This window comes from Candidatus Sororendozoicomonas aggregata (genome assembly GCF_031528575.1).
Classification (GTDB): Bacteria; Pseudomonadota; Gammaproteobacteria; order Pseudomonadales; family Endozoicomonadaceae; genus Endonucleibacter; species Endonucleibacter aggregata.
The window spans coordinates 14208-40099 of sequence record NZ_JAVLSP010000017.1 but is presented as its reverse complement, the minus strand read 5'-3'; the positions used below and the strand labels follow the sequence as shown (position 1 = coordinate 40099).

General features: G+C 44.5%; 22 protein-coding genes. 11 read left to right on the top strand and 11 right to left on the bottom strand.

Translation table 11 applies throughout. The features are described 5' to 3' along the window. Positions 1-2 precede the first annotated feature (2 nt). Both trkA and V4C51_RS05330 read left to right on the top strand, forming a co-directional pair. Positions 3-1376, top strand: coding sequence for a Trk system potassium transporter TrkA (trkA, locus tag V4C51_RS05335; RefSeq protein WP_330925100.1), 1374 nt, complete (start codon positions 3-5; stop codon positions 1374-1376). 511 nt (positions 1377-1887) lie between these two features. Beyond that, positions 1888-3336 carry a TrkH family potassium uptake protein gene (locus V4C51_RS05330; RefSeq protein ID WP_330925099.1) on the top strand — a complete coding sequence of 483 codons (1449 nt, stop codon included), beginning with the start codon at positions 1888-1890 and terminating at the stop codon, positions 3334-3336. Positions 3337-3421: 85 nt separating this feature from the next. On the opposite strand, the gene phnX is transcribed toward V4C51_RS05330, so the two are convergent. Both phnX and phnW read right to left on the bottom strand, forming a co-directional pair. Next, positions 3422-4240, bottom strand: a complete 819-nt coding sequence (phnX, locus tag V4C51_RS05325; RefSeq protein ID WP_330925098.1) for a phosphonoacetaldehyde hydrolase — start codon at positions 4238-4240, stop codon at positions 3422-3424. A 637-nt stretch (positions 4241-4877) separates the two neighbouring features. Then, entirely contained in the window at positions 4878-5984 is a 1107-nt protein-coding gene (phnW, locus tag V4C51_RS05320; RefSeq protein ID WP_330925097.1) for a 2-aminoethylphosphonate--pyruvate transaminase, read from the bottom strand. Between the two features lie 228 nt (positions 5985-6212). Between phnW and V4C51_RS05315 the strand changes: the two genes are divergently transcribed. The 4 genes from V4C51_RS05315 (at position 6213) to V4C51_RS05300 (ending at position 10903) form a co-directional block, all read left to right on the top strand. Beyond that, positions 6213-6926, top strand: coding sequence for a UTRA domain-containing protein (locus V4C51_RS05315; RefSeq protein ID WP_330925096.1), 714 nt, complete (start codon positions 6213-6215; stop codon positions 6924-6926). A gap of 147 nt (positions 6927-7073) precedes the next feature. Then, positions 7074-8090: a putative 2-aminoethylphosphonate ABC transporter substrate-binding protein gene (locus V4C51_RS05310; protein WP_330925095.1), complete on the top strand. Its 1017-nt coding sequence runs from the start codon at positions 7074-7076 to the stop codon at positions 8088-8090. A gap of 67 nt (positions 8091-8157) precedes the next feature. After that, positions 8158-9183, top strand: coding sequence for a putative 2-aminoethylphosphonate ABC transporter ATP-binding protein (locus V4C51_RS05305; protein ID WP_330925094.1), 1026 nt, complete (start codon positions 8158-8160; stop codon positions 9181-9183). Positions 9184-9193: 10 nt separating this feature from the next. Then, on the top strand, positions 9194-10903 hold the full coding sequence (locus tag V4C51_RS05300) for a putative 2-aminoethylphosphonate ABC transporter permease subunit (protein WP_330925093.1): 1710 nt from the start codon (positions 9194-9196) through the stop codon (positions 10901-10903). A 117-nt stretch (positions 10904-11020) separates the two neighbouring features. Here the strand turns inward: V4C51_RS05300 and V4C51_RS05295 are convergent, their stop codons facing one another. The 6 genes from V4C51_RS05295 to rpmH all read right to left on the bottom strand — a co-directional run bounded on the left by V4C51_RS05295 (position 11021) and on the right by rpmH (position 15621). After that, entirely contained in the window at positions 11021-11509 is a 489-nt protein-coding gene (locus V4C51_RS05295; RefSeq protein ID WP_330925092.1) for a hypothetical protein, read from the bottom strand. Positions 11510-11961: 452 nt separating this feature from the next. Then, complete coding sequence (locus V4C51_RS05290) at positions 11962-12903, bottom strand: FimV/HubP-related protein (protein ID WP_330925091.1); 942 nt, start codon at positions 12901-12903, stop codon at positions 11962-11964. Positions 12904-12937: 34 nt separating this feature from the next. Next, entirely contained in the window at positions 12938-14620 is a 1683-nt protein-coding gene (gene yidC / locus V4C51_RS05285) for a membrane protein insertase YidC (protein WP_330925090.1), read from the bottom strand. 53 nt (positions 14621-14673) lie between these two features. After that, the gene (gene yidD, locus V4C51_RS05280) at positions 14674-14925 is read right to left on the bottom strand and encodes a membrane protein insertion efficiency factor YidD (RefSeq protein ID WP_330925089.1); all 252 of its coding nucleotides are present in this window, start codon (positions 14923-14925) and stop codon (positions 14674-14676) included. 159 nt (positions 14926-15084) lie between these two features. Then, the gene (gene rnpA / locus V4C51_RS05275) at positions 15085-15471 is read right to left on the bottom strand and encodes a ribonuclease P protein component (RefSeq protein ID WP_330925088.1); all 387 of its coding nucleotides are present in this window, start codon (positions 15469-15471) and stop codon (positions 15085-15087) included. Between the two features lie 15 nt (positions 15472-15486). Continuing rightward, positions 15487-15621, bottom strand: coding sequence for a 50S ribosomal protein L34 (gene rpmH / locus V4C51_RS05270; RefSeq protein WP_330925087.1), 135 nt, complete (start codon positions 15619-15621; stop codon positions 15487-15489). Positions 15622-16365: 744 nt separating this feature from the next. Between rpmH and dnaA the strand changes: the two genes are divergently transcribed. The 5 genes from dnaA to lpcA all read left to right on the top strand — a co-directional run bounded on the left by dnaA (position 16366) and on the right by lpcA (position 23422). Then, positions 16366-17928 carry a chromosomal replication initiator protein DnaA gene (gene dnaA / locus V4C51_RS05265; RefSeq protein ID WP_330925086.1) on the top strand — a complete coding sequence of 521 codons (1563 nt, stop codon included), beginning with the start codon at positions 16366-16368 and terminating at the stop codon, positions 17926-17928. Positions 17929-18007: 79 nt separating this feature from the next. After that, positions 18008-19114 (top strand): DNA polymerase III subunit beta, encoded by a 1107-nt coding sequence (dnaN, locus tag V4C51_RS05260; protein WP_330925085.1) that lies wholly within the window; start codon positions 18008-18010, stop codon positions 19112-19114. A gap of 76 nt (positions 19115-19190) precedes the next feature. Beyond that, positions 19191-20342 carry a DNA replication/repair protein RecF gene (gene recF, locus V4C51_RS05255; protein WP_330925084.1) on the top strand — a complete coding sequence of 384 codons (1152 nt, stop codon included), beginning with the start codon at positions 19191-19193 and terminating at the stop codon, positions 20340-20342. Beyond that, positions 20335-22752, top strand: a complete 2418-nt coding sequence (gene gyrB / locus V4C51_RS05250; protein WP_330925083.1) for a DNA topoisomerase (ATP-hydrolyzing) subunit B — start codon at positions 20335-20337, stop codon at positions 22750-22752. Before recF ends, gyrB begins: the two co-directional genes overlap by 8 nt. Before the next feature lie 76 nt (positions 22753-22828). Beyond that, positions 22829-23422 (top strand): D-sedoheptulose 7-phosphate isomerase, encoded by a 594-nt coding sequence (lpcA, locus tag V4C51_RS05245; protein ID WP_330925082.1) that lies wholly within the window; start codon positions 22829-22831, stop codon positions 23420-23422. Between the two features lie 208 nt (positions 23423-23630). On the opposite strand, the gene V4C51_RS05240 is transcribed toward lpcA, so the two are convergent. From V4C51_RS05240 to gmhB, 3 genes are all read right to left on the bottom strand, one after another. After that, positions 23631-24338, bottom strand: coding sequence for a hypothetical protein (locus tag V4C51_RS05240; protein WP_330925081.1), 708 nt, complete (start codon positions 24336-24338; stop codon positions 23631-23633). Between the two features lie 254 nt (positions 24339-24592). Beyond that, the gene (locus tag V4C51_RS05235) at positions 24593-25315 is read right to left on the bottom strand and encodes a lysophospholipid acyltransferase family protein (protein WP_330925080.1); all 723 of its coding nucleotides are present in this window, start codon (positions 25313-25315) and stop codon (positions 24593-24595) included. Then, positions 25315-25860, bottom strand: a complete 546-nt coding sequence (gene gmhB / locus V4C51_RS05230) for a D-glycero-beta-D-manno-heptose 1,7-bisphosphate 7-phosphatase (RefSeq protein ID WP_330925079.1) — start codon at positions 25858-25860, stop codon at positions 25315-25317. The genes V4C51_RS05235 and gmhB overlap by 1 nt, the downstream gene beginning before the upstream one ends. Between the last annotated feature and the right edge of the window lie 32 nt (positions 25861-25892).

Sequence of the window (25892 nt, the reverse complement as noted above, 5' to 3'; positions counted from 1 at the left end):
CGATGAAAATAATCATTCTCGGTGCCGGCCAAGTGGGCGGTACGCTGGCAGAAAACCTTGCAAGTGAAGAAAACGACATTACTGTTGTAGATACCAACGGTGATCGATTACGTGAGCTTCAGGACAGGATCGACATTCGCACCATTCAGGGTATGGCCTCCTTTCCCTCAGTACTGAAACAGGCAGGGGCTGACGAGGCAAGTATGTTGGTTGCCGTCACCAACAGCGACGAAGTTAACATGATTGCCTGTCAAATTGCTTATACCATGTTCCACACCCCCTCAAAAATTGCCCGTATCCGTCAGGCTGCTTACCTGAGCAAAAGTAATCTGTTTGGTGATGATGCGTTACCTGTGGATGTACTCATCAGCCCTGAGCAAGTGGTGACGAATTACATTATACGTCTGCTGGAACGTCCTGGTGCTCTTCAGGTACTCGATTTTGCCGATGGCAGAGTCCAGCTGGTTGCTATGAAAGCCTATTATGGCGGTCCGTTGGTTGGGCAAGAGCTGCGCTATATTCGGGAGCACATGCCTAACATTGATACGCGTGTAGCCGCTATTTTTCGTCGAGGCAGAGCCATTATGCCTAAAGGCAACACCGTTATTGAAGCAGACGACGAAGTCTTCTTTATTGCCGATCGCCGCCATATTCGTGCGGTTATGAGTGAGTTGCGACGGCTGGATGATGACTATAAACGCATTATTATTGCTGGTGGCGGCAATATCGGTCTGCGCCTGGCTCAAGCCTGTGAGGAAAAATACAAAGTCAAGATCATTGAACGCAATATGAAACGATGCCAGCTTCTCTCAGAGTCCCTGAATAAAGCCATGGTATTTAATGGCAACGCCTCTGACAAAGAGTTGTTGGTTGCTGAAAATATTGAAGAAACAGACATATTCTGTGCCCTGACCAATGACGATGAAGCCAATGTTATGGCGGCAATGTTAGCCAAACGGTTAGGTGCTCGCAAAGTCATGGCGCTTATCAATAACCCTGCTTATGTTGACCTTGTGCAAGGTGGCGAAATCGATATTGCTATTTCCCCCCAGCAAGCCACTACCGGCAGCTTGCTCAAGCATGTCCGAAAAGGTGATGTTGTCAATGTTCACTCTCTTCGCAGGGGTGCCGCTGAGGCTATAGAGGCCATAGCTCACGGTGATGAAAATTCTTCCTGTGTCGTAGGAAAAACCATAGAGAAGATTGATTTGCCACCCGGAACAACGATTGGTGCTGTAGTTCGTAATGATGAAGTTCTTATTGCACACGACACAACACGTATAGAAACAGGCGACCATATAATTCTTTTCCTGACCAACAAAAAACGGATACATGAAGTTGAACAGCTATTTCAGGTTGGGCTTGGATTTTTTTAGCCCGGCATACATAGAGTGAAAAAGACTTATATAATGCTAATCCGCTTTTCTAGGAGCCTGACCGAGAATAGACTGCGCTACTGCTGTTGCGATAAATTGATCTAAAAACTCCTGCTTTTTCATCAAATAGCCCCGCTATTCTCCTCAGAAACAGAAATTTTTATCCTCAATTTCTCGCAATCCTCGCTACGGGCGCTGCTCTTGGACAGGCTCCTAGCTACGGTATAAATTTCGGCTAAGCATTATAATGCCATTGTCAAAGTTAGAAGATACTTGATATAAGTCACTTATAAAAAAGAGACAATGGTTCAATAGCTGTCAGGAGACTGTCCGACTCAAACCAGCCGAAGTAAAAAAAGCTGGTCAATCTTGAGTTTCTCGCAGCAGGATGCCCCTATGAGCCTGTCGGACTTAAGGGAGCATCTCCATTGATTGTGAAAAAGGACTTTTAATAAACAGCCCAGCGTGTCTTTTACACGCCTTGGGCATACAAAAAGAGAAACAGGGATCTATGCAGTTAACAGTTATTTTCCCCGTGCTAGGGATACTTCTGATGCTGTTCAGCACATCCAGCCTGCCCCCCTTTGTGGTTGCTCTGATTTACTCAGAACCTGAAGTTAATCTGTTTATCTACACCTTTACTCTCACCATGGCAGCCGGTTTTTCCCTATGGTTCCCCCTTAGAAATTTACGCATCCAGATGCGAAACCGGGATGGCTTTGTAGTAACAGTGCTCTTATGGATCGTACTGAGTGCTGTTGGTGCGCTGCCTTTACTCATGATGGAGTCCCCATCTTTGAGCATTACCGATGCCTTTTTTGAATCACTCTCAGGGCTGACCACTACGGGTGCGACTATTCTCACAGGGATTGATGAGCTCCCAAAATCCATTTTATTTTACCGCCAGCAACTCCAGTGGCTTGGTGGAATGGGTATTATTGTTCTAGCCGTTGCTATCCTTCCCATGTTGGGCATTGGTGGCATGCAGTTATATCGGACGGAAACACCAGGCCCGGTTAAAGATCGCAAGTTAACCCCCCGTATTAAAGAAACAGCAAAGGTTCTCTGGTCTATTTATGTTGGCCTGACCATTATTTGTGCTCTTGCCTACTGGCTTGCGGGCATGTCTGTTTTTGATGCCATTAGTCATAGTTTTAGCACCGTGGCCATCGGTGGATTCTCAACCCATGATGCCAGTATTGAGTATTTCGATTCCAATACGATTCAATCCGTCGCTATTGTTTTTATGCTGATTTCAGGGGTTAACTTTGCCCTGCATTTTGTCGTATGGCGTGAAAAATCACTGTTGCAATATTTTCAAGATCCTGAGTTTAAATTTTACCTGCTAATACTTAGCCTTGTTATTGCGGTTACCGTCCCCGTCTTGTATTTTTCTGAAACACTTGGGCTTGTTGACTCTTTCAGTAATGGTATTTTTGAAGTGGTATCTGTGGCAACCACCACAGGTTATTCATCAACCGGTTTTTCCACCTGGCCAACTTTTTTACCGTTATTACTCTTTCTGACCAGTTTCATTGGTGGCTGCTCTGGATCAACAGCTGGTGGTATGAAAGTTATTCGTATTCTGCTCATCTTTAAGCAGGGAATGAGAGAGCTTCGTCGTTTAGTTCACCCGAATGCTATCTTTGCAATCAAATTTGGTGATAAGTCGGTAAACCATAGAGTAAGTGAAGCCGTTTGGGGGTTTTTTTCGGCATATATTATTCTTTTTGTGATTATGTTTCTTGCTTTACTGGCAACAGGTCTTGATTTAGAAACAGCTTTTTCCACCTTGGCATCCTGTATGAACAACCTGGGACCCGCACTGGGCGAAGCAACCAAAAACTACCAGTCACTTCCTGATACAGCCAAGTGGATTCTTGGTTTTGCCATGCTATTGGGTCGATTGGAAATATTCACATTAATCGTTCTATTCACCCCTACATTTTGGCGCTATTAGCCCCTCACCTGATCATTGAACAGGAAGCGCTCCAAGCCATGTAAGCTTGGAACGCCTTTATCTAAATAAACGTCTAAATAAACGTCTAAGGTTTTGTACCAGTGACCAGCTTACTCTGAATATCATTTAAAACAGCTGGTAAATGTTCAATAGTATCAACCACATAATGAGCACCTGCTGACAGTAATTTATCAGCCGCTAACTGTCTTCTTTCCTCCTTGAGAGATTCTGAAGCCTGCTGGTATTCATCAAGCGTAAAGCCCGCTTCATTGCCTGATAAAGTCAGACCTACCGTCCACATACCCGCATTAAGGCCTTCAGTGATACCCGGTGATGAATCATCCACTTTGACGCACCGGCTAACGGAAGTCACACCAAGGTTTATTACATTTTGCAGTGCCATCCATGGACCAGGGCGAGCACCGGCTTTCAGGTCATCGCACGCCACAATACTATCTGGCTTGTAGCCTTTTCTTGCGGCTTCGGGGATCAGAATATCCATGACTTCACGGGGGTAGCCTGTACAGGAGCCTATTTTAATACCCTCTTCACGCAATTTATTTATAGTTTCAAGGGCACCCGGAATCAGATCGGCGTATTGTGAGACTTTTTGTTTTTGCAATGGCATAAATGTGTTGTAGATAGTGTCAACATCACTGTCAACCATGGCCTGGTTGAACTGTTTCTGCCAGCGTTTATCTACACTCTCGAGCTGTCCCAGCGTTTTTATGTGATCCCACTTACCCAACCCCATAGGTACACGAGCTTCCGCCAGTGACACGTCAAAATCGTAAGCTTTTTTAAACGCTTCAACAAACACTGAAGTAGGTGCCCATGAACCAAAGTCAACGACAGTACCCGCCCAATCAAAAATAACTGCTTCAATGGTATTTTTCTGAATCATCACTTTATTCCTTCTCTAGGAGTCTGTCGGACTTAAGACAATTTCGGCCTCAAATCCAGAAAGGGCGAGAAAGCGCGGCCAGAATTTCCGATCAATTTGCTTAAATAGGTCAACTATTCGCACAAATTGATCGAAAATTCTGGCTCGCCCTACTGAATTTTATGCTTGAAAGCATAAGTCCGACAGGCTCCTGGCTGCTTTAATCGCATTTCCGACAATATCAAGAGTGCTGCAAAGCTTCTCCCAACTCATGGTAAGGAGTGGGCCAAGCTGTCTAACTCTCCCTTGAGAAATCTTAAACCCAACTGTTTATCCAGATATTTACAAGGTACCTACTCTTTGATGCTGACTCCGTTTTTATGGTTACTACAGGAGCCTGTCGGACTTAAGACAGTTTCGGCCTAAAATCCAGAAAGGGTGAGAAAGCGCGGCCAGAATTTCCGATCAATTTGCTTAAATAGGTCAACTATTCGCACAAATTGATCGAAAATTCTGACTCACCCTACTGAATTTTATGCTCGAAAGCATAAGTCTGACAGGCTCCTACAGACAACCCACTCACCCTCGATGGAGTAGTGAACAAAATGGCGTGCGTCTTCACCAGTAGCATGCTGTGTATGAACCGCATTCATGCATTTTACTTCCAGTACATGCTTTCAGAAACAGCGTGGACAAGGGCCATAATATCCTGCTCGTAAACCTCGCCAATATTACCTACCCGGAAGCAATCAGCATCAGAAACCTTGCCAGGATAAATGACAAAGCCTTTTTCTTTAAGGGCATTATAAAAACAATGAAAATCGTAATTTTTTTGTTCAGGAGAATAAAAAGAAGTGATAAAAGGAGAGTGTAATTTATACGACAATAGACAATTAAATCCTAATTCAGACATTCCTTTTACAAGATACCTCTGATTGTTTTTATAGCGCTGATAACGTGCTTCTATACCACCTTCTTTCTCTAGTTCATCAAGGGCTTGATAGAATGCCCTCACGGTATGAGTTGGTGAAGTAAAGCGCCATTTTCCGTGATTATCCTCCATGCAACGCCATTGCGCGTACAAATCCAATGATAAGGAACGGGCAATACCCTTGCACTGAACCAGTTGCTCCTCCCTGGCAATCACAAAACCAAACCCAGGCACACCCTGAATACATTTGTTAGCAGAGCTAATAAGGTAATCAATCCCCAACTTATCAACATCAATAGGTATACCACCAAAACTACTCATGGCATCAGCAATCATAATTTTGCCGTGTTGTTTTACAACACCTGCCACAGCTTCCAGTGGGTTAATCATGCCCGTTGTCGTCTCACAATGCACCATGGCCACATGGGTAATAGCTTGATCGCGCTGTAAGCGCTCATTGACTACCTCCGGGGATGGCGCTTCTGTTTCCTTCAGGGCAAGTACGGTGTGCGGTATGTTCAAATAGCGCGCTATCTCAGCGATACGTGCACCATAAGCGCCATTGTTGATAACCAGCAGCTTTCCTGTATCAGGGATAACGCTGCCGATGGTTGCTTCCACAGCAGCGGTCCCACTCCCCTGCATAAGAACACTGGTATAACCGGAAGATGTTGTTGCCAGCCGCACCAATCGAGAGCGAATTACTTGAACGACGCCAAGGTTATAATCATCATCCCAAGTACACCAATCCCTTAACATGGCTTCACGGACTGTATGGGAAGTCGATAATGGCCCCGGAGTTAGCAACAAATATGGGTTATTATTGCTGGACATCGATAAATCCTCGTAACATTAAATCTGGTATATACCAAAATAGCGCTTATCATGAATTTTGACTGAAATTTTGTAAACAGCTGCGATAAAGCTTCATAAAAAATTCACAATAAAACCCACCCCAAGAAGCCTCTTACAGCCTGCTTTTAACAGAATCTTGAACTTTTAAATATCAAACGACACAATTAGCACCGTATTTACCAAACCACAAAGACCTATGGTAAACAGATGATGATCACAGGCAGCGCAACTTCTCAACGCATTCGACAATCGCTTTGTGAACAAATAAAAAAAGGCCTTCTGCTATCCGGTAAAAGGCTTCCCTCTGAACGTCAGTTGAGCGAAGCCTTTGGTACAACACGTATTACACTCCGTGAGGCATTATCTGCTCTGGAGGCTGACGGACTGCTCTACCGAGAAGACCGTCGAGGCTGGTTTGTCTCACCCGAACGCATCGTATACAACCCCACCACTAACTCAAACTTTCATCAAATGGTAAGCGAACAAGGTCGTATAGCTAAAACACAATTACTCAATGCCTCTCTGATAATGGCGCCAGCCAAAGTACAACATTTATTGGGGGTACAGCCAAAGACGCCGATTTACAGACTCCAACGCCTTCGCTCTGTGGATAAGCGTTCTGTTTTGTACGTTGAAAACTACATACAACCCGATTATTTCCCAGGGTTGCTTGATAAAAACCTTGAGCAATCATTATCTGTCATTTACCAACAGTACTATGACATCACTTACACAAACACAGCCTTTCAGCTATATCCCATAGGCTTGCACGACCAGGCGGCATCCTATTTAAAGGTCACTCAGGGAAGCTCGGGGCTGTTAGTGACTCGCAAAAACCATGACCAGCATCGCCGACTAATTGATTGTGATTTTGAGTACTGGCGTCAGGATGCTATTGTTATTACAGCAGAAACTCGATAGCTGAATAATTACCGCAAAAACACAATATGTCATAAATTTGCAAAAAACTATTCACATAGTAGTCACCTGAATTTCTTAATATGCCTGCTCTCTTTTCAAATTGGTCTTGACCAATGACTTGTTTCACCGGTCTGAGGATATACCGCCATGAAAAAATCAATGAAGGTAGTAGCACTGATATTATCATCCCTAATGGCGTTCCCTGCAGTAGCAGCAGACCAACAGGAGCTGACCGTCTATACCGCCTTTGAGCCAGAACTGCTTCAACGCTACCAAGATGCGTTTGAAGCAGAACATCCTGATATCACCATCAAATGGGTACGAGAATCAACGGGTGTCATCACAGCAAGACTGCTGGCTGAAAAAGAAAACAATAAAGCTGATGTCGTTTGGGGTCTGGCTGGCTCAAGTATGGCGTTGCTAAAAAAAGAGGGTGTTTTATCGCCTTATACACCTGCCGACCTGGATAAAATAAAACCTGAACTGGTTGACCCTGACGCACAAAAAGCCTGGTTTGGTAACCAGGCTTTCTTTAATGTGATTTGTTATAACACAGTCGTTGGAAAGAAAAAAAACATTCCCAAGCCAGAGACATGGCAGGATTTACTAAAACCTGTATATAAAGGACAAATCGCCATGCCTGACCCCTCATCATCTGGCACTGGCTATATGCAGGTGGCCGCCTGGTTGCAAACGATGGGGAAAGAGAAAGGCTGGAACTACATGACCAAGCTTGATAATAACATCGCCCACTATAGCCATTCCGGCTCTAAAACCTGTGTACAGGCGGCCATGGGTGAGGTGGCTGTAGGTATATCCCAGGCAATACGCGGTGCACAGCTTAAAAGCGAGGGGGCACCCATTGATCTGATACTCCCTGAAGGTGGCATCGGTTGGGATGTTGAGTCTGTCGGTCTGGTAAGCAACACCAAACACCCGGAAGCTGCAAAAACCCTGATAAACTGGACACTCACCCGAAAAGCCAATGAACAGTACGCGCAAAATTACGCTGTAGTTGGCCATAAAGATGTTAACAAGCCCGTCAGTAACTATCCTGATGTAAAAAGCGCTATGGTTAAAATGGACTTCAATAAAATGGCCGAAGAAAGAGACGCTGTATTGAAGGAATGGTCTCAGCGGTTTGAACAAAAAATCAATTCATAACCACTGTTTCTCCGCTCATTAGCAGAGCCTTATAAGGCTCTGCATGTCTATTTATAGGAGCTTGATCATGAATGCCTTTCTTTCGGTGGATGGTATTAGCAAGCAATTTGGAGAGTTTACTGCGTTAAACGATATTTCTTTATCGATTAACAAAGGTGAGTTTATTTGCTTTTTAGGACCTTCTGGCTGTGGAAAAACCACATTATTGAGAATTATTGCGGGACTTGAGAGCAGCAACAGCGGCGAAATCTGGCAAAATGGCGAAAATTACACACACCTGCCACCGGATAAACGAGACTTTGGTATTGTTTTTCAGTCCTATGCTTTATTTCCCAATCTAACCGTTGCTGAAAATATTGGTTTTGGCCTGCGAAATCAGGGAAAGACCCGCCAGGAAACCAAGAGCGCTGTTTCTCAGTGGCTGGAAATTATAGGGTTACCAAAAGCCGGTGATAAATACCCTTCTCAGTTATCAGGGGGGCAGCAACAACGTGTGGCTTTGGCGCGGGCTCTCGCACTCTCTCCCGGGCTATTGCTTCTTGATGAACCCCTGTCTGCACTGGATGCCAAGGTAAGGGTCAAGCTTCGTGAAACCATTAGAAACCTCCAGAAAAAGCTGGGGATTACCACTATTATGGTCACCCATGATCAGGAAGAAGCTATGGCAATGGCTGACCGCATTGTGGTAATGAACCATGGTCATATAGAACAGATTGGTACACCCCAAACCATTTATCAACAGCCCAGATCTCGTTTTGTCGCTGAGTTTGTTGGGGCAATGAACTTCATTGATAGCCGTTCTCTGCCCTTGTTTAACAATAAAGCTGCCCCAAAAGACAATATCCTGGGCATTCGACCAGAAGATATCAGCTTTGAAAACAGCACTGAAAAATTGCCTGTTTGTGTCGTTAATATTGAATTTCAGGGCACATTCGTTCGGACACAATGCAACCCTGTCGGCTGGCATACCGCTACCCCCATCACTGTGGATGTTCCCATTCACCAACTGGCACAACTGGCATTAAGCCCGGGTTGCCACAAAGGTCTGACTATCAAAGAACAATGTATCCATCAATTCACCGGACAGGACTGACGAGCACTTTATGAATATGATCCGCTCGGAACCGGCAACGCCTTCTTTATCGATGCAAAAAAAACGGGTTGTCAGTAAGGACAAACTAGTACTTGGTACCGTAATTACGGCGATCACTCTTTACCTTGTAACCACTGTATTACTTCCTTTGCTGGCAATGTTAGCAAGAAGTGTTCAAGACAGTGACGGGCATTTTGTTGGTCTGGCTAACTTTTATGAGTACCTGAATAACCCTGCATTAACAGTCTCTGTCAGTAACACTCTGACGGTGGGCGCAACAATAACGACAATTGTCGTTTTATTGGCATTCCTGTATGCTTACGCTTTAACGCGCACTTGTATGCCTTTTAAATCAGCATTCAAAGTATTGGGTATGCTACCGATTTTAGCGCCCTCCCTACTGCCTGCTATCAGTATGATTTACCTTTTTGGCAACCAGGGCGTCGCTACCGATCTTTTAATGGGGCATTCTATTTATGGGTTACCCGGTATAGTTATTGGCCTGGTATTCTGGACATTTCCCCATGCCTTACTCATTTTAAATACGGCGCTTACCACGGCAGACGCAAGGCTTTACGAGTCAGCTCGTGTGATGCGATCCTCCCCGTTTCGCACATTTATAACCGTTACTCTACCAGCGGCAAAGTTTGGTTTAATCAGCACTGTCACTGTGATCTTCACATTAGTGGTTACTGATTTTGGTGTCGCCAAGGTGGTTGGTGGACAATATAACGTCCTGGCAACAGATATTTACAAGCAGGTTATTGGGCAACAAAACTTTGCGATGGGCGCTGTAACCAGCGTTTTTCTCCTATTGCCCGCTGTTTTAGCATTTATTGTTAATAGAAAAGTTCAGAAAAAGCAGAAAGAATTATTTAGCTCGAAATCAATCGCCTTTAAGCCCACTCCCAACTCCCTCAAAGACAGTCTGTTTTTTATTATCTGTAGTCTGATTTTATTAGGGATTGTCGCAGTGATTGGCATGGCTATCTATGGCTCCCTGGTAACCTTCTGGCCATGGAATATGCAACTTTCTCTACATAACTACCAATTCGATGCTTTTAGCGCAGGTGGCTGGACTCCCTTTTTCACCTCGCTGAAGCTGGCCTTTGGCACCGCTATTGTGGGCACAACCATTATATTTATTACTGCGTATAATGTAGAGAAGAGTACGATGCCAAAGGCTATTCGGGGAATTATCCAGGCAATGGCTATGTTGCCTGTGGCGGTGCCGGGTATGGTGCTGGGCCTTGGCTATATCTTTTTCTTTAATATGCCCGAAAACCCGTTAAATCTACTTTATGGCACCCTTACTCTACTGATTATCAATACCGTGGCACACTACTTTACTGTGGGCCACTTAACCTCGCTTGCAGCTTTAAAAAAACTTCCTGCTGAGATTGAACAAGTGGCTGCATCGCTGAAAATCCCCCAATACAAAGCCTTCATGAAAGTATCTATGCCATTTTGTCTCCCAGCCTTGCTGGACATTAGCATCTATCTCTTTGTGAATGCTATGACTACAACCTCTGCCGTCGTCTTTCTTTACTCAGCAGATTTTATGCCTGCCTCTGTGGCGGTGTTGAGCATGGAGGATGCCGGACAAATAGGGCCTGCTTCCGCTATGGCTGTTCTTATCCTGTTGACAGCTACCAGCGTAAAGCTGCTTCACCTACTGTTTGGGAAAGTCATAATAAAATACACGGAAGCTTATCATTAATTCAATCCTCACAATAACAAACCCACTACACAACATCTGACTGTTAGTGGGTCAGTCCCCCGACCTCCCAAGTGGGTAAAATCTAAACTCACCAAGTGGACCCGCGCACCCAAAAACTTAAAGACCAGAAACGGTTATTGATAAAGTGCCACGATGCTCTCCAGCCAGGACGCCAGAGATGGTTCCTGTGGTTCTAGTCAAACTGAGATTATGAACACTGTTATGCGTACTGTTCGAAGCTGTGGTAAATTGGGCACTTCCTTGTGTATTAGTGTTCACTGCCGTCCCGCCATCAACTGAATAGAAAAAATTTGAGTACCCTGTATCCGCTTCAGGCAAAGAAGCATGATTCATTGTACTGCCAACCACAGAAACCACTACCTGACCATTGGACTCAAGGTTAAAATCTTCAGAAGCGGTGTAGTGAATGCTGCCATTTCCCTCAACACCATTAGTGGTAGTCATTACGATATCATCAAGCCCTGTTATTGATGCATACAGAGCGACATCCATAGATACATTTGCCGACTCATTATTGATATTGGCAGCGAAGACACTTGAGGCACTTGTCATCGCAAAAGCTAGACTTATCAGTGATTTTTTCATGGCTACTTCCTTAATACCATTTTATTATTGATTTTTGCCGGTTTTTGTTATTTCACAATATTTAAAGTCGCTGTAATTACTATAGCAGCTTATCGCTGATTCCAAGTAAATATACAGCGATAAAAATTACTAATACACCAAAACAACCTATAAAAATATTATAATATAATTATTTTGACTCAATCCCCTGAACGCCGTACTGTGTTACTATTATCAGTTTATCCTTTAGGCAGCTGTCTCTAATCACAAAAAATAGCTCGGCCCCGTTAAGCCAATTCCATAAGGCACACCCCTAACCCGTCTGAAATTAATATTTTTTGGGATATTTCTAAAGGTTGGCACACATTAAAATTAAAAATACTGCGAATGAATAGCCTGTAAAAACCGGGTAAGATCCAGGTTTTACTCCTCCAGATGATCTTCAGTTTGTTTTTTCAGGAAAATAAACTGGATTACCGTTGTTTAATTTTCGGCTTAAGAAGTTCCCAGTTTGCCTCAAGCGCCTTGGAGACAGCCTTATCTTCACTGGCCTGCAATGCGTTATTTTTGGGCGAAGAAGGTGATGTTATATCCGTTTTTTTCATCACACCAACATCTTTGCTTTTATTTTTTTCAATAAATTTTTTGGTTTTTTTCTTTGTTTGAGGGGAAACTGACTTTGCAGGTTCTTCTTGATCAAGCTTGTTTTTTTGCGACAAATGTCTTTTATTTACCGCATTACTCTGACCATGAGCGCCAGTATTTACTGCTTTTTTAGAAGCAAATGTACCTGAATTTTTGATTGCTTCCTTAACAGGGGGCAATGACTTTTCAGGCTGTTTTTTTACCTGATCAGTTAAAAATTGGCAACTGCCGATTCCACTCCAGGTGAGAGCGTTACACACTTCAGTTTTCTTATTCCCGGCATCAGACGCGGCTGGTTTGATATATTTATACGCACCATACGTTTTTTTATCACCGATATAGGAACGCACAACAAAACCAAAGTCGCCAGCGTTTACCGGCAGACTGCTTGTCACCCGAACTTTAGCCTCTTTTTCATCTTGCTCGATAATTGTAAATCGTAAACTGGATGACAGTGAAGAAGGTTCTATTTTATTACGATAAAAGTCTACCAGAGAACCAAGCTGGAGCTTTATAGGGTGTCCCTGAATACTTGCATCATGGCGAAGAATAATCGTCGCATCAAGCGACTCATTCATTAATGAATGTAATGTCAGTGCCCCAAATTCACTTTCTGCATATACATAACCAGACAGCGTATAAACCAAGGTCACTCTTGCCACTGTTTTGTTCAGCATGAGCATAACCGTGTCTTGAGATGAAAGAAAATGCCTATTACCCGCTTTTTCTGTATCGGCAAGTGAATTTTCGTCTGAAAAAAAACGGGCCATTGGGCCCGTTTTGTATATTTATTGACACATGAGGTCAGGCTTTTTTCGGCTGCGCCTCGCCTTCAATCTTACGGGTAATCAGATACTGCTGAATGATTGAAAGCACATTGTTGGTTACCCAGTACAATACCAGCCCTGAAGGGAACCACAGGAAGAAGAAAGTAAAGATAACAGGCATCAACTTCATTACCTTGGCTTGCGTGGGATCAGGCGGTGTTGGATTCAACTGCTGTTGCAGAAACATCGATGCCCCCATAATCAGCGGCAGGATAAAATAGGGGTCCATTTGGGACAAGTCATGAATCCAGCCTAACCAGGGCGCTTGTCGAAGCTCAACGGACTCCAGAAGAACCCAGTAGAGGGAAATAAACACCGGCATTTGTACAAGAATGGGGAGACAGCCTCCCATCGGGTTCACCTTCTCTTTCTTGTATAACTCCATCATCGATTGAGAGAGCTTCTGACGGTCGTCACTGTGTTGTTCCTTCAACGCCTGCATCTTGGGCCCAAGCTTACGCATTTTCGCCATAGAGCGGAAACTTGTCGCGTTCAGAGGATAAAATACTGCCTTCACCAGCACTGTCAGCAAGATAATGGACCAACCCCAGTTACCCACGATACCGTGAATCCAGTTCAACAAAATAAACAGCGGCTGGGCAAGGAACCAGAGAATGCCGTAATCAACGGTTAGCTCTAATCCTTCTGCCAATGACTTCAGGTTATCCTGCAGTTTTGGGCCTGCATACAAAGTGGCACCGGTTTTAACAGTCTGACCAGGATTGGCAACTAATTCATTATCGTAGAAGCCAACAAAGTAATACTTCCCGTCTTTACTTTGATTAGTGTAATAGTTATGAGCAACATTTTTATCTGGCACCCAGGCACTGACAAAGTAATGTTGAAGTATTGCTGCGTAACCACCAACAACACGCTCGTCAAACTTTTCTTTGGAAAAATCATCAAAGGGCAATTTCTGATACGTTTTTTCCTTGGAATGAACGGCTGCCCCCAAGTAGGTATTCATAGGTGCATTTGACATAGCCCTGCTCGGATCTTCCGACCCATCGCGTTTTAGCTGTGCATAAAAACGATCTTTCCAGACGGTTGAACCGTTGTTTACCACAATATATTCAACACGGAACTGGTAGCTACCACGCTCAAAAGTGAAGCGCTTGGTGATATCCACACCCCCTTCGGTACGCTTCAAATCAACAACCAACTGTTTCTGGCCGTTTGACAGGGTATAGCTGGTTTTGCTGGTGTTATACACAGCACGCTGATTATTACCATTGGGCCCATCAGACTCTACCAAGGCACTCTGCGCGGTATAAACACAGGTTTGCTCTCCGGTGCAGCCGGGGTTATCCACCAGTAGGTGAAACGGGTCTGCTTTCTCACCTTCTTTAGGTAACCATGCAGGGTACTTAGGGAGCTTGAGTCCAACAATATCACCGCCAGCGGTGTCAATGCTCACAATCAACGTGTCGGTCTTTACGCTAACATGTTGACCGGATGATGACTGCGTTGTGCCAGTGCTGTTAATGAGCGGCTCTTTGTTCAGAGTCGGCAGGTCAGACCCGCTTTGTGAAGCGGTTACCGTCGGAACCTGTATATCAGTTGTCGGTTTGACCTGATTATAATCCTCATTCCATTGCCTCAGGGTTAAAACCCCAACAATAGCGAGGGCACCTATCAGGAGTGTTCTTTGCAAATCCATGATTTACGGGCCACAGATACGGGTTGATGAGTATGATTGTCATAGAAGTCTTGTTAACACTTATCAGTGTTCTCAGGGACCGGATCAAAACCTCCCGGCTGCCAGGGATGACAACGAAGTAACCGCTTGGCAGTTAACACAGACCCCTTCAATGAGCCATGACGATCGAGAGCTTCAAGAGCATAGGCTGAGCAGGTGGGATAAAATCGGCAGCGTCCAGCCATCAGTGGGCTGATACAATAACGGTAGCATTTGACCAGCCCGGTAAGAGCGTGTCTTGGTAGCTTTAACATTCTGTTATTCATGACAATGCCTGGTATTATCAACAGCAGACGTAGACGGTTCGAAAACAACAGTTTTGCTCTTCTGTTACCCATTAACGACCACGAAAATATCAATCAAGTGATTGGCGCAGAAGGGATCACCTTCTGCAATAATTGGGTTGACCACCTGGTGTTGCGTGTTTATCTGTGGAAATCCTGACGAGAAGCCTTCCACAGAGTCAGGCGCTGACTCAACTTCAACCACTGTTTTTTCAGTAATTGATTCATTTCTTTATCTGCAAGTTCACTAAAGCCCCGGCGAACCAATACAACTATATCCAAGTTACTCAGCGCCACAGTGTGGTGTCTGAACGATTCTCGAATATGTCGTTTCGTACGATTGCGGCTAACGGCAAGACGTACGTTTTTTTTGGCTACGACAAGACCGAGTCTTGAAGTGTCTTGTCCATTAACCCTTGCCAGGATCAATAAATGCCGACTGGATACTTTAATATCCGTTTTGTCAAAGACCTTTTTGAACTCAGCTGCTGTGCAAAGCCGCTTGTCACGGCCAAAATAAAAACCCACGTTTCAGCCAGAAAATCAGGCTGTTAAGCGCTTACGACCTTTAGCTCGACGACGTTTGATGATTTGTTGTCCATTTTTTGTTGACATACGGGCTCTAAAACCGTGGTCACGTTTACGCTTAAGGTTACTGGGCTGAAAAGTTCTTTTCATGGTCGTTTCCGTCTGTTTTGTTGATACAAAAGACGAGTATTTTAAGAAATTGCGGGATTACCGTCAATTTAGTTAAGCCTGCAAACCCCATAATTTTTATGTTCCTCTATCGAGTATTTATCCACATATAAGGCCTTTCAGGTATGTTCTGTTGATAATACTTATTCATTAGCACTTGAGAGTAGATGTTTTACTGGGTTTGCACAGATTTTTTTTGTTCACAGGCTATCAACGATTCAGTCTTGTTGTCTGTTATCTAAAAAAAATAAATATATCACTTAGTTAGTATTTTTTATTATTTAAAGTAATTATTAGTCAGTCCCTTTTTTGTGGATAAGGTGCTTTATCCCTTTATTCTCTAAGCATTGAGCCTGTGTACTTACTTGTAGAAAAAAGGTCATTAACATGTTGTTTTCTTGAGGATTTGTTGTGTATAAAAGCGCTTGTTATCCACAGAAACTCTGCCCACAGGTTTATACACAAGAATTCAGGGGGGGTTTTCCCGTAGATGTTAACAGGGTTGCGCACAGGTCTTTTTTTATTGTTTTTTTCTGGAACTTATCCACAGATTGCGTGTAATCTATTGAAATATATAAGAAAATAATAATCTTATGATGGAGGGTGGAGGGTGTGGATAACTTTCTTAAGAAAAGATACAATGTTTAGTTTCTCTGCCTATCAAAAAAGTCGTGCCACAGGCAGTCTGAGAGACTTCCGCATTATCTGTATTCAGGAGATGAGCCTGTGCCCCTAAAGCTATGGCAAAAATGTTTAGACCTTCTTCAGGATGAGTTGTCATCTCAGCAATTCAACACCTGGATTCGTCCCCTAAAAGTGATGGGGGATGAGCACGATCTTTGTCTTTTGGCACCTAACCGCTTTGTGGCAGACTGGGTAAGGGAAAAATTTCTTCCTAGAATCGAAGAAATTTTGGAGGAAATGTCTGATCTTGATGACGGCCAGGCACCAGCTGTTGCGTTAGCTGTATCCAATAGACGGCCAAGATCTCTCAGTAAGCGTGCGGCTCCCGCTGGCCACCCATTGCGGCCTCAAGTTTCAGAAGAATCGAGGGAGAGCCTCCCTGAAAAAAATGCGATGGTTCAACGAAGGGTTGATGCCTTGTCCGCAAAAAAAGAACCTGAGGTTATTGAAGAGCCTGTGGTCGTTGCACGCAAGGTTAACCCTCTGAAAAAAGAGAGAATGGAGCAAGCATCTATTGAGATAACGCTACCTTCTGAAGAACCTCAGGAAAGCAGGGAAGTGGAAGTTGAGGGGGCAATTAAACACCATAGTTCCCTAAACACCCGGTTTACATTTGAAACCTTTGTTGAGGGTAAATCGAACCAGCTGGCTTTAGCTGCTGCGCGCCAAGTTGCAGAAAATCCTGGTTCAGCTTACAACCCGCTGTTTTTATACGGGGGGGTTGGTTTAGGTAAAACCCATTTAATGCATGCTGTGGGTAACTCGCTGGCGAAACAAAATAGAAATTCCAGAGTCGTTTATTTGCACTCAGAACGCTTTGTTGCCGACATGGTTAAAGCCCTGCAACTCAATGCGATTAATGATTTTAAACGATACTATCGTTCTGTTGATGCGTTGTTGATTGATGATATTCAGTTTTTTGCCGGTAAAGAGCGCTCTCAGGAAGAATTTTTTCACACCTTTAATGCTCTCTTGGAAGGCGGACAGCAAATGATACTGACCTGTGACCGTTACCCAAAGGAAATTCATGGCGTAGAAGAGCGGTTGAAGTCGCGTTTTGGTTGGGGGTTAACGGTTGCCGTAGAACCGCCTGAGCTGGAAACGCGCGTAGCAATACTGATGAAAAAAGCCAGCCAGCAAAAAGTTGAACTACCCCATGAGGCGGCTTTTTTTATTGCTCAGCGTATCCGATCCAATGTCAGAGAGTTGGAAGGTGCTCTGAAGCGCGTTATTGCCAGTGCTCATTTTATGGGTAGAAAGATTGATGTTGATCTAATTAGAGAGTCATTGAAAGACTTGTTGGCTTTGCAGGATAAGCAGGTGAGTATTGATAATATTCAAAGAACAGTCGCTGAGTATTATAAAATAAAAATCTCTGATATCTTATCTAAGCGCCGGAGTCGCTCTGTTGCCAGACCTAGGCAAATAGCCATGGCGCTGTCTAAAGAATTAACCAGCCATAGTCTGCCAGAAATAGGTGATGCCTATGGGGGGCGTGATCATACGACGGTGCTACATGCCTGCCGAAAAGTGAAAGAACTGGTTGGGGAAGATACAGAAATACGTAGTGATTACAAAAACTTGTTAAGGTCACTGACCAGTTAATAATGGTGTTATCAGGTAACATTATTGGAGGAGGCGTTGTCTACTCCTTATTCTGATCTAGCTATTAAAAAGGAAAACGATGAAATTTACCATTAATCGGGAAGCGTTGCTTAAGCCCCTGCAGCTGGTTGCTGGTGTCGTTGAGCGCAGACAGACATTACCAGTATTGTCCAACGTCCTGATGGTGGTGGACGGCAATCAGTTATCCCTGACAGGCACTGATCTTGAGGTTGAGTTGGTTGGGCGCGTTACGCTTGAAAATGTGTGGGATAATGGAGAAATTACGGTTCCTGCCAGGAAGTTGATGGATATTTGCAAGTCTTTGCCTGAAAGTGCTGTGATTGAGTTTTTTATGGAAGATAACCGAGTGAAGCTGAAATCTGGCCGCTCCCGTTTCACCTTGTCGTCACTGCCAGCAAAAGAATTTCCAAGTGTTGATGAGGAGTCGGGTTCTTTGGTGTTTTCTATTGGTCAGAACCGTTTGAGACGCCTGATTGATAGAACAGGCTTTGCCATGGCTCAGCAGGATGTTCGCTATTATCTCAATGGAATGTTGTTAGAGGTCAATCAGAATAGCTTAAGAGCGGTTGCTACAGATGGACACCGAATGGCGATGTGTTCAGTTGAGGCAGATATTAGCCAGCAAACCAGGCACCAGGTTATTGTGCCGAGAAAAGGTATTCTGGAAATGGCTCGTTTGCTGACTGATGGTGATGAAGTTGTGCATATTGCTTTGGGGGCTAATCATATTCGCGCTAAAACCGGGGACTTTATGTTTACCTCAAAACTGGTGGACGGCAAGTTTCCTGATTATGATCGTGTGTTGCCTCGAGGCGGTGATAAAGTGGTTATTGCCGAGCGTCAGGAGTTGCGCCAGGCTTTTCAGCGAGCCTCAATTCTTTCCAATGAAAAGTACCGTGGTATTCGCTTGATTTTGTCAGATGGACAATTGAACGTTATGGCAAACAATCCTGAGCAAGAGGAAGCTGAGGAAGAGGTTATTCTTTCTTACCATGGAGAGAGAATAGAGATTGGCTTTAATGTTAGTTATTTGCTCGATGTGCTTTCGGTGCTTTCTGGTGACTCAATCAAAATTACATTGTCTGACCCTATCAGTAGTGCGCTGCTTGAAGAAGACGCTGATGATAGCGACTCTTCCTATGTTGTCATGCCGATGAGACTGTAATTTTTGGATTAACAGTATCAGTAACGTGTTAGCTGTCAGGCTTTTGCCGGGCAGTTTCTTTGCCAGAAGAGACTGTATGACTATCCGAAAACTCACTATAACGGATGTTCGCAATGTCCTGTCAGCAACGTTTGAGCCATCTGCTGACGTGAATGTTTTTTTTGGTGAAAATGGCAGTGGAAAAACCAGTTTGCTGGAGGCCATACATATTTTAGGTGTTGCTCGCTCTTTTCGAACACCAAAGGTGAAGCCCGTTGTCCGTGCGGGGGCTGAAAGATTAACGGTTTTCGGGTTTGTTGATCATGCTGATAGAAAACAACCTTTGCCCGTTGGTGTTTCAAAAGGTTTGCTCGATGAGAATACGTTAATACGTGTTGCGGGGGAAACGCTGTATTCATCCTCTGAGCTGGCATATCTACTCCCGCTTTTGGTGATAAATCCTGATACTTTCAAGTTGCTTGAGGGTTCGCCTGGGTCAAGGCGTAACTTTATTGATTGGGGTGTGTTTCACGTGAAACATGATGTTTTTTTACCTGCCTGGAAAAGTATGCAAAAAGCCCTAAAGCAGAGAAACGCATTGTTGCGGCAAGGCCGGGTATCTGAAAGCGAGTTATCGGCATGGAATCATGAGTTTGTTGCTGCGGCTGAGCAGGTTGATGTTTTAAGGAAAGCGCATATTGAGCAACTGCTTCCTTATTTTTACACCCTTTTAGAGAAATTGAGTACGCTGCGTGATATAACGGTAAGCTATTACCGAGGCTGGGATAAAGAAATGGCTTTGTCAGACGTTTTGGCAAAAGGTGTCAGCCGAGATCTTCATGCTGGTTTTACGCACTCTGGGCCTCAACGTGCCGATTTGAAGGTTCGATCAGGTAAGAGCAGTGCAATAGACAGATTGTCACGGGGGCAGCTAAAAATGGTGGTTTGTGCATTGAAGCTGGCTCAAGGCGCGCTTCTTGCGGAAACGACAGCAAACAAATGTGTTTTTCTTGTGGATGATCTTTCCTCCGAGTTAGATGTCTCTCACAGAAAAGCGCTGTGTCATATACTACAGCAAATGAATATACAGGTATTTATCACTTGTGTGGATCAGGATTCATTGACTGACTGTTGGTTGCCCGAGGTTCAGTGCAAGATGTTTCACGTGAAACAGGGGCAAGTTGAATGGATAGAAAACCCTGTGCGGGCAATGCGCCAGGCTGAATCTTTGGAGATAGAACATGACTGAACAGAACTATGATGCATCGAACATTAAGGTGCTAAAAGGCCTTGATGCAGTGCGCAAACGCCCGGGTATGTACATAGGCGATACGGATGATGGCACTGGTCTGCATCATATGGTGTTTGAGGTGGTGGATAACTCCATAGATGAGGCACTGGCTAATTTCTGCGACAAAATAGAAATCATCATTCATTCCGATGAATCTATTACCGTCAAGGATAATGGCCGTGGGATTCCGGTGGATATCCATGAAGAAGAAGGGGTGTCTGCCGCAGAAGTCATTATGACGGTATTGCACGCGGGCGGGAAATTTGATGACAACACCTATAAAGTGTCTGGTGGCCTCCACGGCGTGGGGGTCTCAGTGGTTAATGCCCTGTCTAAAAAGTTAAAATTAACCATTCGCAGAGCTGGCAAAGTGCACCAGCAGGTGTATACCGACGGTGTACCTCAGGAACCCATGAAAGTGATTGGTGAGACAGGGGTAACAGGAACGGAGTTACATTTTTGGCCTTCTGAGGAAACCTTTTCGAATATCCAGTTTAGTTATGATGTATTGGCTAAGCGACTGCGGGAGCTGTCTTTCCTGAATTCTGGTGTTTATATAAAGCTTATTGATGAGCGCAGCGGAAAAGTCGATGATTTTCGTTATGAGGGTGGGCTTAGTGCCTTTGTTGAGTATTTGAATCAAAACAAAAACACCATCAATAAGGTGTTTCACTTTACCATGACACGCCCCGACGGCGTTGGCGTGGAAGTGGCGCTTCAGTGGAATGACGGCTTTCAGGAAAATATCTTTTGTTTTACTAACAATATCCCCCAGCGAGATGGTGGTACACACTTGGCTGGTTTTCGTGCGGGTCTGACCCGAAATCTGAACAGTTACATTGAAAAAGAGGGGTTGTTAAAAAAGCAGAAAGTCACAACATCGGGCGATGATGCCAGAGAAGGCTTGATAGCCATTATTTCTGTAAAAGTACCTGACCCCAAGTTTTCCTCCCAAACGAAAGACAAACTGGTTTCTTCAGAGGTTAAGTCCGCTGTTGAGCATGAAATGGGTAAACATTTCTCTGATTACTTGTTGGAGAATCCTCAGGAAGCCAAGTCTATTGTGAATAAAATGCTCGATGCTGCCCGAGCCAGAGAAGCTGCCCGTAAAGCACGGGAAATGACTCGCAGAAAAGGTGCGTTGGATATTGCGGGTTTACCAGGGAAGTTGGCAGATTGTCAGGAAAAAGACCCGGCTTTATCTGAGCTGTATATTGTTGAGGGTGATTCTGCCGGTGGTTCAGCTAAGCAGGGGCGCAACAGGAAAACGCAAGCAATTTTGCCCCTGAAGGGTAAAATTCTAAATGTGGAAAAAGCCCGCTTTGATAAAATGTTATCATCTGCTGAAGTGGGTACACTGATCACTGCCCTGGGTTGTGGTATTGGGCGGCAAGAGTTCAATATTGAAAAACTGCGTTACCATAATATTATTATCATGACAGATGCGGATGTGGATGGTTCACACATCCGTACACTGCTATTAACATTCTTCTTCCGCCAGATGCCTGAGCTTATTGAGAATGGCTATATCTACATTGCTCAGCCACCTTTGTTTAAAGTAAAGCGTGGTAAGCAGGAGCAGTACCTGAAAGATGAAAGTGCTTTAGAGGATTATTTAACGCAGTCGGCCCTCGATAACGCCAGTCTGCACGTGAACGAAACAGCGCCAGGGATTGCTGGCGCGGCCTTTGAAGCCATGGTTAAAAACTATCGTCAGGTGACATCAGCCATTGACGAGCGGTTATCACGTTTATACCCCGGTGGTTTGTTAAAAGAAATGGTCTACATGCCAGCAATTTCTGAAGATGTTCTCAGCAATGAAGCGTTAATGAAACAGTGGCTTGATCAGTTGGCTGGCAGAGCGGAAGGGTTGAAACTATCAGGTTCAACCCTTGCGTTTGAGTTGGTCAGCGACAAAGAACTTAATATCTTTTTACCAAAAGTAACCATTACGGCCCATGGACTTCCCACAGAATATACCTGGAACAGTGATTTCTTTGCGTCGACGGACTACCGGGCCATCGTAACGCTTGGAGAGCGGCTACAAGGGCTTTTGGAAGAGGGGGCGTACATTCAAAAGGGTGAGCGTAAAAAGTCAGTCAGCAGCTTTGAAGAGGGCTTAGCGTGGCTGATGAAGGAGTCCACAAAGCGCCACTACATTCAGCGATACAAAGGGTTGGGCGAGATGAATCCTGATCAGCTCTGGGAAACCACTATGGACCCTGACACACGGCGTATGTTGAAGGTGACCATTGAAGATGCCATTGCCGCGGATCAAATCTTTAACACCTTGATGGGGGACCATGTTGAACCTCGCCGGGACTTTATTGAAAGTAACGCCCTGAAAGTAGCCAATCTGGATATTTAGTCGTCCAGCTCCCTGAGCCGATAGATAACTGTCGGCTTTTTGACACTTGTTTCAAACGATATAAGAAGGATGATTCATGTCTTCTGAATACAAAGCGGTTATCAGGCAGGAGCTTGAAGAAGCGGTGAGGGTTTTACATCGCTTTTTGGATAACGAAAAAAACCTTGAAGCAATTGATGAGGCTGCTCAATTGATTTCAGCGGCTTTTAAGGCCGGTGGCAAGGTGATTTCCTGCGGGAATGGTGGATCTCACTGTGATGCCATGCACTTCGCGGAGGAGCTTACAGGGCGTTACAGAGACAACCGGCCAGCCTATCCGGCCATAGCGGTTTCTGATCCTAGTCACCTCACCTGTGTTTCTAACGATTTTGGTTATGACCATGTCTTCTCCCGATATTTGGAGGGCTTGGGCAGCGCTGGTGATGTGTTGGTGGGAATCAGCACCAGTGGTCATTCTGTCAGTATCATCAACGCTGTGGAAACAGCGAAAAATCAGGGTATGAAGGTGGTGCTTCTGACCGGGAATGACGGTGGCAAGCTGGCTGGACAGGCTGACGTGGAAATCCGGGTACCTCATTTTGGTTATGCTGACAGAATTCAGGAGATCCACATCAAAGCAATTCATATCATGATTCAGTTGATCGAAAAGTATATGGTGTCATCAAAGTAGGCTGATTCGTGGTGACTTTGGCGTTGTGCCAATCGTAACCCGTCGAACCTGAAAAATCAGGCCACACGTGGAAGGAAGTGAAAGTCTGGCAAGACAAGCGCAACGGTATTAAAACGACGATGGATTGATGATTTACCACTGAAGACGCAGGGAGAAAACGTAAGAGGCTGTCCGCTAAAATACCCGAATTGAGCGATACCGGGCAGGCTTAAAAAGGTACGTACTTATCACGAAGTTTTTCGGCCAGGTTAGTATGTACCAAATCTGTTGAGGCCCTCAAATTCGCCCTTGCTGTAAAGGGGTGAAACCATTTAAAAAAATACTCTTTTTGAGAATGGGGTACTTTATAGTCGGCAAGCTCTGGTAACTGGAGTTCTCTCTCTCTAAGCTGAGCAAAGCCCAATCGAGAGGCGTTTGTTGAGTCGGTCATCCACATATAACGCATCTTTTCAAAATGAGGGTTTTTACCAAAGTGTGAAATATTTTCAGACAACTCTTCGTTTCTAGAATCAGTGTTATCAGGATTTGGTATAAAACACGTCTTTTGGAAAAAACCTCGATTAGACCTGCTGCTCTGAACGTAGATGTGGTGACCGCCATTTAAACGAACTTCTATGTTAGCGATATAAACCAGCAGGGTACCCAGGTAAAGAGATTGATAATTTTCTTCTAACATTAAATTGTCTATACGACAGAATTCTGGCCTTTTGATACGAGGCATTGGAGGATGGTATTCGATTTCTATTACCCCGGCATAGGTTGAGCCTTCATAAATCTGGAACACTAGGTCACAATCATTCGATGGGTAAGGCAAAATAAACCTGGCAAGAGTATAAATGCGCCCTTCTTGCCCTTCTTGGAGACACTTAAAACGGCACCCATCCCTAAATCCAACACGGGTAAAATATATATACATACTGTTTTTTACCTCATGGTTTTATTTTTACGTTGCGGCCATCATAGAACTTCGACCTGAATCAATCAAATACACAGTCCTTATATTTTCACTCAATATTGTGAATAATTAACTGTTTGTCCAACTAAAACCGCGATGGCGCTATCACTGTGGACACTCGAAACAGATGTCTTTCTGCGTTAACTGCTTCAGGCGAGTGGAAGGTGTCGGGTTACTCCTCTTGATACGTTGTATGAGCTTCTTTCTGACGCGCTTCAATAATACTTGGCAAGCGTATTTTCTACCCAATCTCTTGCTTGATTATTAGCGGCCGCGGGTCCTTTATCCTCAGTGGTGATAACCGGTCCAATGTGAACATGAATCGTGCCCGGGGTTTTTGTCCATCGATCTTTAGGCCAGTGGTGTCCTGCATTGTGGGCAATAGGCAGAATATCAACGCCGGCAGAACAGGCAAGTCCTGCGCCTCCCCGGGAAAATTTGCCCACCTTCCCTGGATGGCTACGGGTGCCTTCCGGGAAAATTAACACAGAAACTCCTTTTTTCAACGAGGATAACCCTTGCCTTTTTATTCGTTGCAGAGCACCGAGTGGGTCCTTGCGGTCAATGGCGATGGGTTTGATGCTGCGCAAGGCCCAACCAAAGAACGGTATGGACAATAGCTCTTTTTTTAGCACCTGCGTTTGCGGTGTCAGTAGGGTCTGAAGAAAAAAAGTTTCCCATGTACTTTGGTGATTACTGATAATAACGCAACCCTTGTCAGGGATATTTTCTTTGCCGTGGACTTCCCAGCGGACGCCACAAATAACCCGACAAAGGTAAATAGATACCAGGCTCCAGTTTTTAGCCAGCAGTTTATGCCTTTTTTTATAAGGGAAAAAGCCAATAACCAAGAAACATAATGTTGGAAAAAAGATTGTCCATAATGACAAAAGTCCATAAAAGAGAGCTGTTCTGATGGTAGATACGACAAAAGACATTAAATACCTGATGTAACTATTTTTTTGTAAAAAGCAAAAAGATCATCAAACACCAGCGTACTCCCCAGAGTTTGTTGTTGCGTCAGCGTTTTTTGTCCTTTGCCGGTCTTAACCAGAGCGGTTTTGCAGCCTGCCTGCATTCCCGCCTGTATGTCCCTCAAGGAATCACCTACCAGCCAGGTATCAGCAGGACTCACCGCTAGTGAGTGTAAAATGCTATTCACCATGCCAGGCTTTGGCTTCCGGCATTGGCAGCCATCATCAGGATGGTGAGGGCAGTACTCAATAAGGGCAATATACCCCCCCGCCTGTTCAACCAGGCTTACCATTTTTTCGTGCATTCTATCGAGCTGTGCCCCGGTAAAATAGCCTCTGGCCAGTCCTGACTGGTTGGTGGCAATGGCAATAAGATAACCGGCCTGGTGGAGCCCGGCAACTGCTTCAATGCTGCCAGTGATAGGTACCCATTCGTCAGCAGACTTTATGTAATGATCGGAGTCTTCGTTAATGACACCATCCCGATCAAGAATAATCAGTTTTTTCATAGTATTAAAAAAAGAAAGGACACCCCAGTGTA

Coding starts and splice junctions, on each gene's coding strand:
- V4C51_RS05310 (WP_330925095.1), top strand. CDS start 7,074: ATGAAAAAATCAATGAAGGTAGTAGCACTGATATTATCATCCCTAATG.
- phnX (WP_330925098.1), bottom strand. CDS start 4,240: ATGATTCAGAAAAATACCATTGAAGCAGTTATTTTTGATTGGGCGGGT.
- V4C51_RS05315 (WP_330925096.1), top strand. CDS start 6,213: ATGATGATCACAGGCAGCGCAACTTCTCAACGCATTCGACAATCGCTT.
- rpmH (WP_330925087.1), bottom strand. CDS start 15,621: ATGAAAAGAACTTTTCAGCCCAGTAACCTTAAGCGTAAACGTGACCAC.
- recF (WP_330925084.1), top strand. CDS start 19,191: ATGACTATCCGAAAACTCACTATAACGGATGTTCGCAATGTCCTGTCA.
- trkA (WP_330925100.1), top strand. CDS start 3: ATGAAAATAATCATTCTCGGTGCCGGCCAAGTGGGCGGTACGCTGGCA.
- V4C51_RS05295 (WP_330925092.1), bottom strand. CDS start 11,509: ATGAAAAAATCACTGATAAGTCTAGCTTTTGCGATGACAAGTGCCTCA.
- phnW (WP_330925097.1), bottom strand. CDS start 5,984: ATGTCCAGCAATAATAACCCATATTTGTTGCTAACTCCGGGGCCATTA.
- V4C51_RS05305 (WP_330925094.1), top strand. CDS start 8,158: ATGAATGCCTTTCTTTCGGTGGATGGTATTAGCAAGCAATTTGGAGAG.
- V4C51_RS05330 (WP_330925099.1), top strand. CDS start 1,888: ATGCAGTTAACAGTTATTTTCCCCGTGCTAGGGATACTTCTGATGCTG.
- gmhB (WP_330925079.1), bottom strand. CDS start 25,860: ATGAAAAAACTGATTATTCTTGATCGGGATGGTGTCATTAACGAAGAC.
- V4C51_RS05290 (WP_330925091.1), bottom strand. CDS start 12,903: ATGGCCCGTTTTTTTTCAGACGAAAATTCACTTGCCGATACAGAAAAA.
- lpcA (WP_330925082.1), top strand. CDS start 22,829: ATGTCTTCTGAATACAAAGCGGTTATCAGGCAGGAGCTTGAAGAAGCG.
- V4C51_RS05300 (WP_330925093.1), top strand. CDS start 9,194: ATGAATATGATCCGCTCGGAACCGGCAACGCCTTCTTTATCGATGCAA.
- V4C51_RS05235 (WP_330925080.1), bottom strand. CDS start 25,315: ATGTCTTTTGTCGTATCTACCATCAGAACAGCTCTCTTTTATGGACTT.
- yidD (WP_330925089.1), bottom strand. CDS start 14,925: ATGAATAACAGAATGTTAAAGCTACCAAGACACGCTCTTACCGGGCTG.
- V4C51_RS05240 (WP_330925081.1), bottom strand. CDS start 24,338: ATGTATATATATTTTACCCGTGTTGGATTTAGGGATGGGTGCCGTTTT.
- yidC (WP_330925090.1), bottom strand. CDS start 14,620: ATGGATTTGCAAAGAACACTCCTGATAGGTGCCCTCGCTATTGTTGGG.
- gyrB (WP_330925083.1), top strand. CDS start 20,335: ATGACTGAACAGAACTATGATGCATCGAACATTAAGGTGCTAAAAGGC.
- dnaN (WP_330925085.1), top strand. CDS start 18,008: ATGAAATTTACCATTAATCGGGAAGCGTTGCTTAAGCCCCTGCAGCTG.